Source organism: Lactiplantibacillus sp. ME-2 (assembly GCF_022549155.1).
GTDB lineage: Bacteria > Bacillota > Bacilli > Lactobacillales > Lactobacillaceae > Lactiplantibacillus > Lactiplantibacillus plantarum.
Window position 1 is genome coordinate 18767 of sequence record NZ_JAKZEQ010000034.1, and the last position, 15900, is coordinate 34666.

General features: G+C 44.4%; 13 protein-coding genes. 5 read left to right on the plus strand and 8 right to left on the minus strand.

The window, feature by feature from the left end; translation table 11 throughout:
• Positions 1–127: 127 nt before the first annotated feature.
• Together MMY95_RS11975 and MMY95_RS11980 are read right to left on the minus strand one after the other, a co-directional pair.
• Complete coding sequence (locus MMY95_RS11975) at positions 128–307, minus strand: hypothetical protein (RefSeq protein ID WP_053267148.1); 180 nt, start codon at positions 305–307, stop codon at positions 128–130.
• A gap of 2 nt (positions 308–309) precedes the next feature.
• Entirely contained in the window at positions 310–2154 is a 1845-nt protein-coding gene (locus MMY95_RS11980) for a heavy metal translocating P-type ATPase (RefSeq protein WP_003643495.1), read from the minus strand.
• 769 nt (positions 2155–2923) lie between these two features.
• On the opposite strand from MMY95_RS11980, the gene MMY95_RS11985 reads away from it, so the two are divergent.
• Both MMY95_RS11985 and MMY95_RS11990 read left to right on the plus strand, forming a co-directional pair.
• Entirely contained in the window at positions 2924–4591 is a 1668-nt protein-coding gene (locus MMY95_RS11985; protein WP_241277660.1) for a BCCT family transporter, read from the plus strand.
• 1015 nt (positions 4592–5606) lie between these two features.
• On the plus strand, positions 5607–6248 hold the full coding sequence (locus tag MMY95_RS11990) for an SGNH/GDSL hydrolase family protein (protein WP_015381040.1): 642 nt from the start codon (positions 5607–5609) through the stop codon (positions 6246–6248).
• Positions 6249–6350: 102 nt separating this feature from the next.
• On the opposite strand, the gene MMY95_RS11995 is transcribed toward MMY95_RS11990, so the two are convergent.
• Positions 6351–6779, minus strand: a complete 429-nt coding sequence (locus MMY95_RS11995; RefSeq protein WP_053267146.1) for a hypothetical protein — start codon at positions 6777–6779, stop codon at positions 6351–6353.
• Positions 6780–6951: 172 nt separating this feature from the next.
• On the opposite strand from MMY95_RS11995, the gene MMY95_RS12000 reads away from it, so the two are divergent.
• Positions 6952–7197 carry a YdeI/OmpD-associated family protein gene (locus tag MMY95_RS12000; protein WP_053267145.1) on the plus strand — a complete coding sequence of 82 codons (246 nt, stop codon included), beginning with the start codon at positions 6952–6954 and terminating at the stop codon, positions 7195–7197.
• A 94-nt stretch (positions 7198–7291) separates the two neighbouring features.
• On the opposite strand, the gene MMY95_RS12005 is transcribed toward MMY95_RS12000, so the two are convergent.
• Positions 7292–7816, minus strand: coding sequence for an HIT family protein (locus tag MMY95_RS12005; protein ID WP_003643491.1), 525 nt, complete (start codon positions 7814–7816; stop codon positions 7292–7294).
• Between the two features lie 169 nt (positions 7817–7985).
• Complete coding sequence (locus MMY95_RS12010) at positions 7986–8906, minus strand: aldo/keto reductase (RefSeq protein WP_241277661.1); 921 nt, start codon at positions 8904–8906, stop codon at positions 7986–7988.
• A 1060-nt stretch (positions 8907–9966) separates the two neighbouring features.
• On the opposite strand from MMY95_RS12010, the gene MMY95_RS12015 reads away from it, so the two are divergent.
• Positions 9967–10278 (plus strand): metal-sulfur cluster assembly factor, encoded by a 312-nt coding sequence (locus tag MMY95_RS12015; RefSeq protein ID WP_003643490.1) that lies wholly within the window; start codon positions 9967–9969, stop codon positions 10276–10278.
• Positions 10279–10502: 224 nt separating this feature from the next.
• Here MMY95_RS12015 and pflA read toward each other — a convergent pair whose 3' ends face one another.
• The gene (pflA, locus tag MMY95_RS12020; RefSeq protein WP_003642837.1) at positions 10503–11324 is read right to left on the minus strand and encodes a pyruvate formate-lyase-activating protein; all 822 of its coding nucleotides are present in this window, start codon (positions 11322–11324) and stop codon (positions 10503–10505) included.
• A gap of 36 nt (positions 11325–11360) precedes the next feature.
• Positions 11361–13619, minus strand: coding sequence for a formate C-acetyltransferase (gene pflB / locus MMY95_RS12025; protein WP_003642836.1), 2259 nt, complete (start codon positions 13617–13619; stop codon positions 11361–11363).
• A 417-nt stretch (positions 13620–14036) separates the two neighbouring features.
• On the opposite strand from pflB, the gene MMY95_RS12030 reads away from it, so the two are divergent.
• Positions 14037–15026, plus strand: a complete 990-nt coding sequence (locus MMY95_RS12030; RefSeq protein WP_053267144.1) for a serine hydrolase domain-containing protein — start codon at positions 14037–14039, stop codon at positions 15024–15026.
• Between the two features lie 167 nt (positions 15027–15193).
• On the opposite strand, the gene MMY95_RS12035 is transcribed toward MMY95_RS12030, so the two are convergent.
• The gene (locus MMY95_RS12035; RefSeq protein ID WP_003643489.1) at positions 15194–15709 is read right to left on the minus strand and encodes a VanZ family protein; all 516 of its coding nucleotides are present in this window, start codon (positions 15707–15709) and stop codon (positions 15194–15196) included.
• Positions 15710–15900: the final 191 nt, after the last annotated feature.

Genomic DNA, 15900 nt, shown 5'->3' on the forward strand with positions numbered 1-15900 from the left:
GGACGGTCTCACCCTAAACCGAAGCATTGAGCATTAACTAAAAAAATCGTTCCCAAGAAGACATCTGGAACGATTTTTTTGATTAATGATTGGTAAAACCATCGTTAGTGACTATTAGATTGAATAATTAGCGCGAGACATGGTGCCGACTGCGGTACCAATCGAAGGCGAGCGTTAATAGCATGTAAGCAAAATCAACGAGAATTGCTTCTTTTAGTGGTACGTTGAGTAAAACGACTGAAACGAACGTTAAAACAACGACAAAAGTCAGTGCCGATTGTGCCCATCGTAAGAGCCATTCTGGCATGGTTAGCTCACATCCTTTGTTATGGGAGTTGTGGTTGTTGATGAGACTGATGATTGTGGCCGATCCCGTAATGCACGTAGCGCCCAAAGAATTGAGACCGTATCAACAACTTCTTGAAGCATAGCGCCAAAGAGTGCCGGAATGATACCAGTGCTGGCAATCAACATCAAGATCGTACAGATAGCAATCCCAATCCAAACGGCTTGTTTAGCCACTTGCATGGTATCTTTAGCAATGCGCACCGCCGTGACCACGCGACTGAGATCGTCTTTTAAGATGACGACGTCGGCCGATTCACTAGCAGCAGTTGAGCCATGGGCGCCCATGGCAATGCCGACGTCAGCAACAGCCAAGGAAGGCGCGTCATTAACACCATCACCAACCATGATAACGGGGCGTTCGGCCGCTGGTACAGCCTTTAAGTGGGCAATCTTATCTGCGGGTAGGAGGTCGGCAGCAACGGTATCGATACCGACATCGGCGGCAATATGATCAGCAATTGCCTGTTGGTCACCAGTAAGCATCATGACGTTTTGAACGCCCTCAGCGTGGAGTGCTTGAAGCGTGGCGGCTGCTTCGGGGCGGACATTGTCGATAAACGTGATGTAACCCGCGTACTGGTCATCAATGCCGACGTAGATAGCAGTGGTAGCAAGTGGCTTGGCGGTTGTAGTCGGTGCGACGAATTTAAGTTTGCCCACTTTGACCTGTTGCTGCTCAATCGTTGCCGTGACCCCATTACCCGTTACTTCTGCTAATTGTGTTGCCGGGCTGAGGCTAGTGGCACTCGCATACTTGACGAGTGAGCGGGCCAGGATATGACTTGAGTTTTGTTCAGCGCTCGCTGCGAGGTGCAAGATTTGTTCGGCAGTAAAACCAGACTGAGGAACAATTTGGTTGACTGTTAATTGACCACTGGTAATGGTCCCCGTCTTATCAAACGCGGCGGACTTAGCCGTAGATAACTTCTCCAACATGTCCCCAGTCTTGACCACGATTCCGTTCCGACTAGTTCGGCTCATCCCTGAGACGAGTGCAACGGGTGCGGCGAGAATCAGCGGGCAAGGGGAAGCCACTACGAGGACTTCTGCAAATCGGTGGGGATCCCCGCTGAATGCCCAAGCTACTCCGGCAATGACGTATGCTACCAGGGTGAATGGGACTGCATAGCGATCGGCCAGCCGTACGAATTTGGCTGGTCGTGATTCGGATTCTTTAACCAATTTGACTAACTGTTGGTATTGACTATCAATGGCTAATTTATCAACAACCATTGTAACGGCACTATCGCCGTTGACCGCACCAGACATAATGTCATCGCCAACGTGCTTGTCGACTGGTTTAGATTCACCCGTCAATGAAGATTCATCAAAGAGTGCCGTTCCTTGAATAAGGTGACCGTCTACTGGAACTAGCTCACCAGGTTTGACGACTAGCTGATCACCAATTTGGACATCTTCAACGGCAATATCTGTTAATTGGCCGGCGACTGAGCGGTGGGCAATACGTGGTGAATTATCGAGCAAGGCTTTCAATTCGGTATTCGCTCGTTTGGCCGCATAATCTTCTAACGAGTCACCCCCAGTGAGCATAATTAGAACGACAAGGCTAGCCCAATATTCGCCGACAGCTAGTGTTGCCACAATCGCCGTAATTGCTAATAAATCAACCCCGTACTTACCTGAACGTAAGGTTTTGATCATCTCAACTAACATTGATAAGGCCATAAGTGACCCCATTAATGTAATGATGATTTGTGCTGCCAATTGGTAGTGCAAACCAAACTGTAAAATAACCGCAATGATACCGACGCTGACCGTTAAAATTAATTTATAGTAGTGCCGCATGCAGTTCCCCTCCTTTTAGATGATAACGTTTTTTTACTTGTTACAAGAATAACATGAAATCGGTTTAATTGAAACAGATAAGAATGATTCTAAACTAAAAACTAATTATTACGAAAACTTTTAAAAAGTTTCAGAAAAAATATGGGTGTAAAACTCGTCTAATCCTTGACGGGTTAGGCCTCGACGGCTCAAAATGGTTGATTTTACTTCTGATTTAATACTAGTATACTTATAAACGAACATCAGATATCAGAAAATACTGAAATCAGCATTTGTATAAGCCAACGTGCGCTGTGCAGGTGGTAACTTGTTACCCGGTACTAAGCGCTTTTTTGGTGCACCAAGCAATTAATCTAACAGTTGTGCGGTGGGCTTATCTGGTGATTCAAGGGGGTTATCTATTAGCAAGAGCAGTGTAACCATTAATCGTTACGTGGTGTGACGACGGTCGTGTGCTAAAGGCACGATGGTAATAGAAACACTAGCTAAACAAGATGAACACCAACGTCGATTAAGCAATTAAAAATCATTTGTCAGTATGGCGTTGTCCGGATTCAACCAACGGAAAGAAGGAAATTCTGCTACTGATTTTGAGTTAGCACAAACAGAATGCGGATGACAATGCCGGTCAAACCTGATACAGTCAGGGTGCTGAGTGCTCCGAGGATTAACTCGGAGGGGTGTACCGATTGCTAGTCGGAAATTTACGCGTGGGGACTACCATTGCTGGTAGGAAGAACCACGAATTTGATCTAAATATAGAGAGTATATGCTCAGTAGCAGGTTTATTATTTTAAAAAGTAAGAATATTGATTGGTGGGTCTATTTACCAACAATTGGGCTCTTTGCGGCGGCTTCCGTTGTTTTATTAATGGGGGGCCATTCGCTGGAGACGAGTTTAAGTGGCATCTTGAACTGGCTCACAAATAACATGAGCTGGCTTTATATGTCGGTATATGTGATCACTTTTATCTTTTTCATTTACTTAGGGTTTAGTAAGTTAGGGAAAACCAAATTTGGTGATCCTGATGACAAACCAGAATTTTCAACGTATCACTGGGGCAGTATGGTTTACGCGACCGGGATCGATGCCAGCATTTTAATGTTGAGCATGGTTGACCCGTTACGGTACCTCCAAAGCCCTTCATTCGGCGTCAAGCCGTTTTCAACTTCTGCATATAATTATGCGCACATGCTGGGACAATTTAATTGGGGACCAATGGCGTGGATGATGTTTGCGCCAGCCACGATTGCAATTGCCTATGCAATGTATGTTAAACACATCAAGGTTCAGCGGCTCAGTGCCGCAATTTCAGTACTACAAGGTCCTGGTAAGGGTAAGCAAATTGCCCGGAACACGATTGATTTTCTCGTTATTATTGGGATTATGGGTGGTGTTGGTACTTCAGTCGGGATGGAAATCCCCGTCATTTCAAAAGTTTTGAGTGCCGTTACCGGGATTGCCGATACGATGACTTTAAAGTTAGGGTTATTTGCCTTATTATTCGTAATTTTCGCCATGGCTGTTTTTAATGGCTTGAAGAAGGGAATCGGTCGGCTAAGTGCTGCCCATGTTTGGTTAGCGATTGGCTTCCTAATCGTTGTTTTAATTGTTGGCCCAACTTTGTATATTTTAAACTCAGAAACTAATAGTATTGGCTTGTTTGTCAATAAGTTTATTACGTTGAGCACGAATACTGCACCAAATGGTCACGCAACGGCCATGCAACGGCAGACGATCTTCTACTGGGGCTGGTGGTTATCCTTTATGCCAGTCATGGGCTTATTCATTGCCCGGATTTCTCGGGGCCGGACGATTCGTCAGGTACTCGGTGGTATGTTGCTATGGGGCTCATTAGGTTGTGTCAGTTTCTACGCCATCTTGGGTGGTTATGCCTTATACTTGCAACGGATGGGCATCGTTAACTTAGTTCATATCTTAAATACGCAAGGACAAGCCGCTGTGATTGCAGCAGTATTGTCGACCTTACCATTGAAGATGATTATGCTGGCTTTGTACTGCCTATCTTGCTTTATTTTCTTAGCAACGACGGTATCTTCATTTGCCTTCATTACCTCGTCATTTACTAGTAAAAAGTTGGCCGCGGGGGAACAACCAAGTCGTTTCAATCGGATGAGCTGGGTCGTTATCTTCCTAGTCTTCTCATTGGGGCTTGTCACGGTCGGTGGCTTTGAATCGATTCAGTCCATCTGTGCGATGTCTGGCTTCCCATTAACGATTGTCGCGCTCGTCTTACTGTACTCGATCCATCACGACTTAACGACTGATCCAGTCAAGAAAGCTGCGAAAGCCAATGCCAAAGCAGCTGAATTAGCACGCCGGAAACGGCTAGCACGTGACGTTGAAATCACAACTAAAACTGACTACGCACGCGAACGGCGTACTGCACGGAAACGTGAAACGGAAGCCGATTAGCGCTACTCAGTTGAACTAAATATATCAATTAAACTAGGCTCGTATTATGGATTTCCATAATACGAGCCTTTTAAGATTGGCCCACCTGTTTGAAATAATGGTAGAAAGATGCCTTTTAGGGTTGGTTTTCTGTTCGTCAGCCGGTGAGCGTCCTATTCCGACTTCCGGGGCTGGGTGACAATTGCTGGAACGCAGCCGACATCGATTTGAGCTAACGCATAACCCGCGTCATCTCAAATACGAGTCTTATTCTAAGCCGGAAGGAAATCACTTCCGACTAAGAATAATTTGGCTACTGAGCATTGTCACCCAGCCCCTCCAGTCTCAAGCCACGGGTTGAAGCCGAGCATTGTCTAGCCAACGGATTAATGCGGTTTGGGCATTTGTCCGTTGGCATAGCAAGCACAGACTTTAGTGGCACCGAACACGTTTCAGGAAGCCGCTCGAATGGCTGATGAACGGCCACTTAACTCGGCACAATTGGTCGTTGGTTATTTTGATACAGGAACTTTAAACGAGACGTTAGGGTTACCCTAACCACTTTGTTGAGGTGTTCTATTATTACTATAGTAATTCCGAAATAGCGAGCTATCCCAATATCTTTTCGACCTAACAGTTGATTAACAAAATTACTGTTTATGGAGAACAATGACAAATTCATCAAAAGTTGGGTACATCTTCGTCCGCCATTCGAATACTGTCCCGACTGGAAGGCGTTTCGGCCAATGCTCAGCGGTGAAATTCCACTTAGCAAGCGTCCTTGGCTTGGTTAGTGGAAGACCAGTATTTAAGACGTGGTCTTCGGCTTAAATCTGTGTCCACCGCGTTCCAGCAATTGGCAGAAATGCCTGGAGGGCGGCGTAGGACGAACGAACTAAGCAGGTTTACGCTAACCGGAACTGTTTCCAGCGGGCCTAAGCTGGTGGGTGGTGACTTTAAATAAAGGCATCTTTCTACCATAATTCAGATGGGATGGATTAGAATGATAGCGATGATAGTAAAGGGAGGATTGGCTATGGCGATTAGTAATGGGCATGTTAGTTTTAAGCGGCCGGCGTGGTTGGGAGATTCGATTACGGCGAATAATGGGTTGGCGACGGTGCATTATCATGATATTTTGGCGGCTGATTGGGATGTCGAGCGGAGCGATAATTTGGGAATCTCTGGTTCAACGATTGGGAGTCGCTACGATGCGATGGCGGCGCGCTATCAAGCTATTCCTGAAGATGCTGATTTTATTGCTGTCTTTGGGGGCGTCAATGACTATGGTCGGAATCAGCCGTTAGGGCAATACGGTGATTGCGATATGACGACATTTTATGGCGCGTTAATGGTGTTACTGACGGGATTACAGACGAATTGGCCGACCGTGCCGAAGTTATTTATTTCAGCAATTCATATTGGCTCTGATTTTGGCGGCAGTTTTAGTGCGGTGACTAATGGTCTCGGGTATCGTCAGTCAGATTATGAAGCAGCGATTGCCCAGATGACTGCGGACTATGGCGTCCCACATTTGAGCTTGTACCGTGATGCGGGAATGACGTTTGCGATTCCCGCTCAAGCGGCCATTTATTCGGTGGATACTTTGCATCCGAACAATGCCGGTCATCGCGTGATTGCACGCAAGCTGCAGTCGTTTTTGGATAGCCACTTTTAGGTTGGCCTAGTCAGTAATGAATGGCACAGTTGATCGTAAATAAAAGCAGCAGCACGCTAATGGGCGTACTGCTGCTTATCTGAATCTAGGTGTCAAAACAGGCTACTTGGCTTTTTTCTTAGTCTTGGGCCCTTGTTTATGCTTCTGCTCGCGCAGCAAGTCTTTGAAGGTTTCGATTTCCATAGTGTGCTTAGCCATCCATTCCTTGTAGTTAGAATGGGAGTCGGTATCGCTGATTTTAAGGCCGGTTTCTAACCAGAATAAAGCTTCGGTTAGGGAACCGAAATTATGAAACCAGAGTGTGTGGCCGTTGTCAGAGTCCATGGCAACGTAAGACTTGTAGTGGGGCGTTAAAAAGGTATGTTTAACAATTTTGAATGCGGCCCGGCGACGAGTTAATTTGTAATCCGGCAAGATATAGCGGCCAGGATGGGCCAGATGTGGGACAGAGTTCTTACGTTGTTCTTTATATTCAGTCAACATCGCTTTAGCGCGTTCGGGACTGATGAGGGTGATATCAAATTTTGGCATAGCAGGGCTCCCCTTGGTGAATAGCAGTATGGTTAATTATAGTAGTCAAATAATAATACTTATACTATAATGATAGCGCAATTTTGTGAAAATTCGAAATATAAAAGCCTGAAAATTAGGGATTTTCCCTTTCTTACAGTAAATTTAAGTAAAACTAATCGGAGGTTTGATTATGGGTACAGCACCCCTCAGTTCATTTGAAAAAAATATTCCGGCGGTAACCGAATTGTTAGCGGTTGATGCTGAATTGCAAACGTTCTTTGTGGCTTTGACACCTGGTTATCAGCGCGAATGGGCCCGCTTTATTTTTGGAACTAAGGCACAAGCAACTAAGGAACGGCACATTGAAGTTATGAAGACGGTTTTTCGAGCTGGCTATAAATCTAAGCGAGCGTATGATAGTCGGCCGGATAAATAGGTGGATTTTGGCAATTTGAAATACGGTGACGGATTGCGATTAAGAATTGAGGTGTAGCCACCAAGATCTAAGCGGATCTGGGTCCTGATTTGGTCTAATTGCTGTCAATTCTGTGGCTAGCAGGCCTTGTGAGTGCCTCTAAAGCCTGCAATTCTGCTTCCCGAGCATTAAGCGTGGCCTCAATTGCTACGCTGAGCGTGCGCTTTAACCGGCTTAAACGGGGAATGTCTAGACTGACATCATCACCATAAATTGTTTCCAGCGGTGTCCACCAGACGGGACCGGGGTTGGGCGTATCACCGTTATGGCGAGGAAATAAGTGCCAATGAACATGCGCGTCACCATTCCCGAGTAGTTCAATGTTCATTTTGTCTGCATGAAAGGCCTGCGCACAAGCTTCCTGGACGATACTCATCTCCTCAAGGTATCGTAACTTCTCGTGTGCCGGTAAATGATGTAATTCGGTAACGTGATGTTTGGCTAAAAAGAGCGTGTAGCCTTCAAAGTACTGGCTATCAGCAAGGACCACGTAGCCCGTTGTGAGTTCGTAAACGAAATAAGGATTCTGATGTGCCTGAATTAGTTTGATTCGTTCACAGATCGTGCAAGTGGATGTCATTCGCTCGCCTCCTGAGTCTTGATAAGATTAAGTATACGCGTAGATGTGGTGAGTACATCAAAAATGTTAGTGAAACGTCTAAAAAACGACGACCTGAAAATCAATCCTGATTTGGGGTCGTCGTTTTGATTGTAAAAACTAATCGTCAATTCTGTTAGGTCGATCGTGATTAAGGTAAATCGTTGCCAGCTGCAAAGTAAATGTCGTACCATTCTTGCCGAGAAAGCGTAACGTCTGCTCCAGCAGCATTTTGAGCTAGATGTTCCGGATTCATCGTACCAAGGATGACTTGGAAGTGGGCTGGGTGCCGGAGAATCCATGCGGTCGCAATGGCTGATTTAGTGACCTGTTTCTCATCGGCGAGTGCTTGCATGGCATTATTAAGTTCTGGAAACTTCGGATTGTCTAAGAAGATACCCGCGAAGTTACCGTATTGATAAGGCGACCAAGCTTGAATCGTCATCTTATGGAGCCGCGAGTATTCGATCATCTCGCCGTCGTGGTTAAGACTACGTTCGTCCTGCATGTTCGTGTGCAAGCCAAAGTCGATCGCACCGGTATGCATGATACCAAATTGGAGTTGGTTGATGATGAGCCGTTGGTTTAGTGCCGCTTGAAGCATGTCAACTTGCATGGGATTGAAGTTAGAGACGCCAAAGTGGCGCACCTTGCCGCTAGTTTGCAACTTGTCAAAAGCGGCAGCAACTTTTTCGGGTTCCATCAGGGCGTCCGGTCGATGGAGGAGGAAGGTGTCGAGATAATCAACACCTAAGCGTTGAAGTTCGCCATCCACGGCTGCCAGTATGTGCTGTTTGGAAAAGTCGTAACGCTTGCCAGGAACGATGCCGCCTTTTGACTGAATATAGAGCTGATCACGCGATACGTGAGCCTGCTTGAGTGCTTGACCGAAGATGGTCGATGATTGACCACCACCGTAGATATCAGCTGAATCAACGTAATTGATGCCTAAATCAACAGCGGTATCGATAACCTTGGTGGCTTGAGCGACATCCAAGGCGTCCATGCGCATGATGCCAAGCGCCACGCTGGAAGCTTGAATATTGCTGTGACCTAAATTAATCGTTTTCAAAACTAAAGTCCTCCTCAATGTGCAACTTGATTTAAATTCAGTATACGGTTTTCGTAAGAGGATGTAAACGGTTACGACTGGTGCCGACTGTTGGTAAATCTGATTTTAGAGCAAAAAAAATAGAACCCAAGGCTTCTCTACTTGAGTTCTACTTATGAGGAATAATCCTGATTAGCAATGAAAAATTGTTCAGTGTTAATATGATACACCTTCATGCTATTCAATTTTACGCGTGTCCAACTTCTAACGGACTAACCCGTATTTATTGTAACTATCTGCTATAGTCGATCTAAAGTAAGGTTGTTACTTGATTGCGACTCGTTAGACGGGTTTTAACGAAAGTCAAACTCGCGTTTAAAACTTGGGAATGTCTTCGTAACAGACATGCACCTCCGTTTAAACTTTGTAATACCTGAGTCTACAAATGGAACTGGTAATGTGGAACTAACAACTGGTCATCGGAGACACCTGTTTCCAACTAAAACTTAGTTAAAATCTGTTCGTCATTCTAATGCCAATTAATTCTTTGCGGTTATCGTTTATCTAAGGGTCAACGTTCAGTCATCCAACGTAAATCTCACGACACTCGCTAGACCGATAACGCTTCACGGCGCTTAAAACGGTTTCGATAACGACCCAAACTGTGATACTAGCTGTCTAACATTACAGCGACAGCCAAACTCTTTTGAGAAGCTTTGCTAATCGAGGATTAATTCCTTTCCTCACTTAGTATAATAGCATAAACCGCAAACGCTTACAACAAAAACAACCGCGAATTCGCAATAAAAATCAATAGTGACTCAAAACGCTGCTATATCGGGGATTATAGTAAATTTTTTCGAGAAATAGTCGCATAATTTGCTGATTGACCGATCGTTTGAAAAGTCGGCTAATTAGCGCTAATAATTGATTGAATATGGGCTGACATACGGTACAATAGAAGTAGACAAGAAAGCGCTTTATATAACGATGACGTGTATCAAGTGTGGTGGCACTTATACCGCGAAACGTTGGCGTGATTAATCAGTGAATTCAAGCTGGTATGGAAGGACGAGATACGATGACAACAACGTTTAAAGACCGGGCCTTCGAGGCGCTAGGTCATGTCATTGACCCTGAATTAGGAATTGATCTAGTTAACTTGGGGTTGATCTATGATGCACAATTGACGGCGGAGGGGACCGCTGAAATTACCATGACGTTGACCATTGCGGGCTGTCCTTTGACCGAATGGTTGGCTAAGGACATTCACGATGAACTGATCAAATTACCAGAAGTTAACAATATCGAGATTGAGATTGTGTGGGAACCTGCTTGGAACGAAAGTATGATGTCCCGCGAAGCTCGAATGGAACTAGGCATTCATAGTTAGTGGCCGGCCTGTTCGCAGCTAGTTCAAGGGCTGACGGTCATTGGATAGGGCATGATTAAGGAAAGACGTTGCTGGTTTAGGCTTGCGGCGCCTTTTTTGCGTGCCACTGTACTAATTCCAGCCAGCAATACGTGCATGCGTCGAGCCAGCAAAAAAACACCAGTGACACAACCATCCGTAGACGATTGTATCGTTGGTGTTTTAGTCATGCTAGAAATGCCGATTTAAAGTTTTGGCAATGGCATCCATGTCTTGTACCCGTTGTAATCAGCGGTGTGCAGTAGTTTTTCGGCATTTGCCACCCGATCTTGGGTTGGAGACTCGATTCCTTCAAGCCGGTACTTGATCTTCATTTCATGATATTTTTTAACGCCCAAAGTATGGTACGGCAATACTTCGACTTTTTGAACGACGTCGTTTGGAATCTTAGCAATGTAATCGCCGAGTTTCTTCAAGTCTTCATCGTAATCAGTCCGTTGGGGAACCAGGACGTGACGAATCCACATATCATCGTGGTGTTGGGCCATGTACTGAATCATATCCAAGATATTTTCGTTCCCATACTGGGTCAACTGCTTGTGTTTGGCAGAATCGATGTGCTTAATGTCGACCAACGAAATGTCCGTGACCTTCATTAGACGTTCGAACTTGTCAAAGAAAGGTTGTTCTCGGGTAAAAGGCTGTCCAGAGGTATCCAGACAAGTACTGATATTCATCGCCTTGGCTTTTTCGAATAAGTCTAAGATGAAGTCGATTTGTACCAGTGATTCACCACCACTGACTGTGATGCCACCCGTCTTGCCCCAGAAAGCCCGGTATTTAGCCGCGTCTTCGAGAATCTCGTCGGCCGTCATTTGATCGCCAACGTTGAGTTTCCAAGTATCAGGGTTGTGACAGTATTGGCAACGCATGTGGCATCCTTGAAGGAATGCCACGTAACGGATACCTGGTCCGTCAACGGAGCCAAACGTTTCGATGGAGTGAACGTAGCCTATCAAAGGCTCCTTTGCCGCCGCTTGCGTTGTTGAAACTTGTTTGTTTTCCATGAGCCTTTCGCCTTCTTAACTATTAAAGATTAAATGTTACATTGATTCGAAGAATGTCCGTGAAATAACGTCATCTTGTTGTTCCTTGGTTAAATCTGCGAAGTAGACACAGTAGCCAGAAACCCGAACCGTTAATGTTGGGTATTCTTCAGGGTGTTTCTGAGCATCAATCAAAGTGTCTTTATTGAAGACGTTGATGTTCAAGTGCATCCCATCGTTCTTCATGTAACCGTCTAACATGTTTACTAACGTGTCTTTCCGTGATTCGAGGTCATGGCCTAACGTGTTAGGGGTAACGCCGAACGTGTTGGAAATCCCGTCAGTTGCGTAACGGTATGGTAATTTGGCAGTTGAAAGAAGTGAAGCTAATGCACCACTCTTTTCAGCACCGTATGCAGGGTTAGCACCTGGTGAGAATGGTTCGCCTTTTTGACGGCCATTTGGTGTGGTACCAGTGTTCTTACCATAAACAACGTTGGAGGTAATCGTCAAAACAGAAGTTGAAAGTTTGGCATTCCGATAGAGGTGATGCGTGTTCATCTTGCTGTATAATTCTTTGACTAACCATTTAGCAATGTCATCAGCGCGATCGTCATTGTTCCCATAACGTGGGTAGTCATTGTCGGCTTTGAAGTCAACGGCGATACCACGTTCGTCACGAATTACTTTAACGTGACCATACTTGATAGCTGAGATTGAATCCGCGGCATGTGATAAGCCAGAAATCCCAGTTGCAAAGGTCCGATCAAGATCAGTATTCTTCAAAGCTAATTGGGCAGCTTCATAGTAGTACTTATCATGCATATAATGAATTGCATTCAGTGAGTTAACGTAAGTGTCAGCTAACCAATCCATTTGCTTGTCTAATTTCTTCATGAATTCGTCGTAATCGATGTATTCTGAAGTAATTGGTTCGTAAGCAGGGCCAACTTGATCTCCAGCAATTTCGTCGCGGCCACCATTGATGGCATAAAGAATCGCTTTGGCTAAGTTTGCCCGGGCACCGAAGTACTGGATTCCATCAGCAATTGGTTGTGCGGAAACACAGCAAGCAATGCCATAATAATCGGTACCCCATTGTACCCGCATCAAGTCATCATTTTCATACTGAATGGTTGAACTGTCGATTGAAACTTCAGTTGCGTAACGTTTGAAGTCTTCTGGTAAGCGGTCTGACCATAAAATCGTGATGTTTGGTTCTGGTGCGGCGCCCATGTTGTCCAAAGTCTTTAAAATCCGGAAAGCGGTCTTAGTCACATGGTGTTGACCGTCGACGCCTAAACCACACATTGATAAGGTTGCCCAGATTGGGTCACCAGAGAAGAGAGAATTGTATTCTTCAGTACGGATGAACCGAACCATCCGTAGTTTCATGACGAATTGATCAATTAATTCTTGAGCTTGGCTTTCGTCCAGAACACCATTGTCCAAGTCACGTTGGATGAAGATGTCCATCGTTGTATCAATCCGGCCAACGGACATTGCAGCGCCGTTTTGGGTCTTGATAGCAGCTAAGTAAGCGAAGTACATCCATTGAATAGCTTCTTGAGCATTAGTTGCAGGCTTGCTAATATCGTAGCCATAACTGGCAGCCATCTTCTTCATATCTGCTAAAGCACGGTATTGATCTTGAACTTCTTCACGGAGGCGAATAACATCATCAGTCAATTCACCATCACCAATGTGGGCAAAGTCATTAGCTTTGTCTTCCATTAAACGATCGATCCCATAAACAGCGACCCGTGGAAGATCAGGAATGAGACGGCCACGTGCGTATGCATCTGGTAGTCCGGTGATGATCTTGTAGTGACGTGCTTTCCGCATGTCAGGAGTATAAACATCGAAGACGCCTTGGTTATGAGTCTTGCGATATTCAGTGAAAATCTTGTCGTTTTCTTCATCAGGGGTATAACCGTATGATTTCAAAGCGTCATCAGCCATTCGAATACCACCAAATGGCATGAAGGCCCGCTTCAAAGGCTTGTCAGTCTGGAGACCAACAATCTTTTCGAGATCTTTTTGAATATAACCAGGGCCGTGTGAAGTAATCGTTGCAACGACTTTAGTATCAGCATCCAACACACCACCAGCGGCACGTTCTTGTTTCTTTAATTCTAAGACTTTGTCATTCAAGGTCTTAGTAGCGGCTGTTGGTCCGGCCAGGAAGCTTTCGTCGCCATTGTACTGTGTGAAGTTATTTTGAATAAAATCACGAATGTTGATTTCTTCCTGCCAGTGCCCGCCTTTGAAACCTTTCCAAGCTGCTGGTTTTGTTGTCTTTTCTGATGTAATCATTTTCTCGCCTCCATAATTTGAATCCAATCAAATGATTGATAAAATTCTACATTTGAATCATAACATTTTTTGCTGGATTTGTAACCGCTTTCAGGTGATTTATTTCACGTTTGGGTTATTTTTTTGCAATCTATTATTGAAAAGTTGACTATTAACGTTGATATAACAGTACTTACATAGCTAGATAGGCATTGGTAATTCACTTAATTATATTTAGAAAACGGCTAAAAACAAGACTTGTTTTGATATATAAGTGGAATATTGTCCATAATGTAACAAGTGTTTAACTAGTTAATTAATAAAAAGTGCAACGAGGTGTGGAGGGTGTTAAAAGCGTTTGCCGTTGATTTTATGAGGAAGTTCGTTATCATAAAGAAGATAAGCAGAAACTAGTGAATGTAGTGAAAGGTGGGCGTAATGCGGATGCTCGAACAAATTGAACAATATATTGACAGTTGTATTGAAGCTGGCGACATTTATGGGGCGTCGTTTAGCTTGATCACCCCTAAAGGTATCAATCAATACTATCATGGTAAGCAGGGCCGCGATGAGTTTGCCGTGGGCTTAGATCCTGCGATGATTTATGACCTAGCATCGGTAACTAAGGTTGTAGGGACCACGACGAGGATTTTTCAGTTGTTATCGGACCACACGATTCATTTAACGGACTCGGTTGCCCGGTTTTTACCTGGGTTCACTCATCCTGAAATAACGATTAAAAACTTGTTACTTCATAATAGTGGGCTACCGGCAGATATTGATAACCTGGATAAGATGCAACGTGAAGATCTGATCAAAGCGGTTTATGATGCGCCACTCGTCACGGCACCAGGGACAACGTATGTCTATTCAGACCTGGGATTTATTTTATTGGGATGGATTATTCGTGCGGTTGACGGCTCATTGGCTCGGAGTATTCAAGACCACGTTTGCTATCCACTAGCGATGACCAATACGGGTTATAACTTAAATCGTCCGAAGATTCGGTTTGTGCCGACGGAGTTTGATCCGCGGCGGGGTCAGATTCAAGGACAGGTGCATGATTATAAAGCCTTTTTGTTGAATGGTGAGAGTGGTCACGCAGGCTTGTTCTCAACGCTGACGGATTTATCCGTATTTATTGAAATGATGTTAAACTTTGGTGAATATCAAGGCAAACGGGTGCTGGATGAAAATGTCTTTGACTGGTTAGGCGAGTATGACGAAAATGGCCGGACGTTAGGTTGGGAACGACGTGCGGGACGACATCAATATTTCCATACTGGTTTTACTGGCCCGGCAGTTGCTTTTGATTTGGATCGTCAAATTGGGCTGGTTGTGTTAACAAATCGAGTTTATCCAACTAGTGACAATCAGGTCTGGAACCAAGATCGTAAGCGAGTATTCGATCTGTTTTTTGAATCCTGATGATGGCAGCTTCATTAATAGTTAGTAGTTAAATTAAATAAGCGTCGCAGCCACTTAAGGCTGCGACGCTTATTTAATTACGATTTCATGACAGCTAGACCGCTGAAGTGTTTGGCACTTGTGGGTGCTAAGCAAACGCTATTTTGCTTTTTGCTTCTATATATACGTTATTTTTGCAACCAGCGAAGTCCGGGAACATGACGTGCAATTTTATAACCAGCGGCACCGATAATGACACCAGCCCAATTTGTGATGACATCATCGATATCAACCCAACGTTTGAGGTTAACCAACCAGTCAAGGATGAATTGTCCCAGCTCGAGTGTTAGCCCCGTAAGAAATCCCAACCAAATAAAACGACGCCAAGGCAAGTCGGGAAAATTCCATGCCAGTAAACCGCCCAATGGAACAGTGAGGAGAACGTTGAGCCAAAATTCAATGTCAAGTTGTTGGAAAGGAATCACGTTCAGCTTAACGGGTCCCCATTGAATATATTGAATAACGAGTTGGGTACCAAAATTGTAACTGGTAGGTGTGTAGCAAAAAGCAGTTAAGACCCAGAGAAAGGCAATTAAACTGAGTTGCTTAAAACGCTGGATATTTGTGCGCGCTGATCGCGCACAAGCGTATAGTAGAACAATAAACATTAATGAAATCAAAAAGAATGGTAGCCAAGCTAGCATAATTTAGTCGCTCCTTTAATTAAATAGTATAGAGAAAGAAAGCTGGTTTGACTATTAATAAAAAGAAATTCAGAAAAAGTGTTGACACTTTTTACTTCAATTGGTATATTAGTAAACGTTGCTGCTACGGCAGATACATCTCACCACCAAATAATTATTGAAATTAGTTGTTGACAACTTCTTCAGTAATT

Excerpts from the sequence above, each read along its gene's own strand:
- MMY95_RS12000 (WP_053267145.1), top strand. The coding sequence starts at position 6,952 with ATGGGTACAGCACCCCTCAGTTCATTTGAAAAAAATATTCCGGCGGTA.
- MMY95_RS11980 (WP_003643495.1), bottom strand. The coding sequence starts at position 2,154 with ATGCGGCACTACTATAAATTAATTTTAACGGTCAGCGTCGGTATCATT.
- MMY95_RS12030 (WP_053267144.1), top strand. The coding sequence starts at position 14,037 with ATGCGGATGCTCGAACAAATTGAACAATATATTGACAGTTGTATTGAA.
- MMY95_RS12015 (WP_003643490.1), top strand. The coding sequence starts at position 9,967 with ATGACAACAACGTTTAAAGACCGGGCCTTCGAGGCGCTAGGTCATGTC.
- pflB (WP_003642836.1), bottom strand. The coding sequence starts at position 13,619 with ATGATTACATCAGAAAAGACAACAAAACCAGCAGCTTGGAAAGGTTTC.
- MMY95_RS11985 (WP_241277660.1), top strand. The coding sequence starts at position 2,924 with ATGCTCAGTAGCAGGTTTATTATTTTAAAAAGTAAGAATATTGATTGG.
- MMY95_RS12035 (WP_003643489.1), bottom strand. The coding sequence starts at position 15,709 with ATGCTAGCTTGGCTACCATTCTTTTTGATTTCATTAATGTTTATTGTT.
- MMY95_RS11990 (WP_015381040.1), top strand. The coding sequence starts at position 5,607 with ATGGCGATTAGTAATGGGCATGTTAGTTTTAAGCGGCCGGCGTGGTTG.
- MMY95_RS12005 (WP_003643491.1), bottom strand. The coding sequence starts at position 7,816 with ATGACATCCACTTGCACGATCTGTGAACGAATCAAACTAATTCAGGCA.
- pflA (WP_003642837.1), bottom strand. The coding sequence starts at position 11,324 with ATGGAAAACAAACAAGTTTCAACAACGCAAGCGGCGGCAAAGGAGCCT.
- MMY95_RS11995 (WP_053267146.1), bottom strand. The coding sequence starts at position 6,779 with ATGCCAAAATTTGATATCACCCTCATCAGTCCCGAACGCGCTAAAGCG.
- MMY95_RS11975 (WP_053267148.1), bottom strand. The coding sequence starts at position 307 with ATGCCAGAATGGCTCTTACGATGGGCACAATCGGCACTGACTTTTGTC.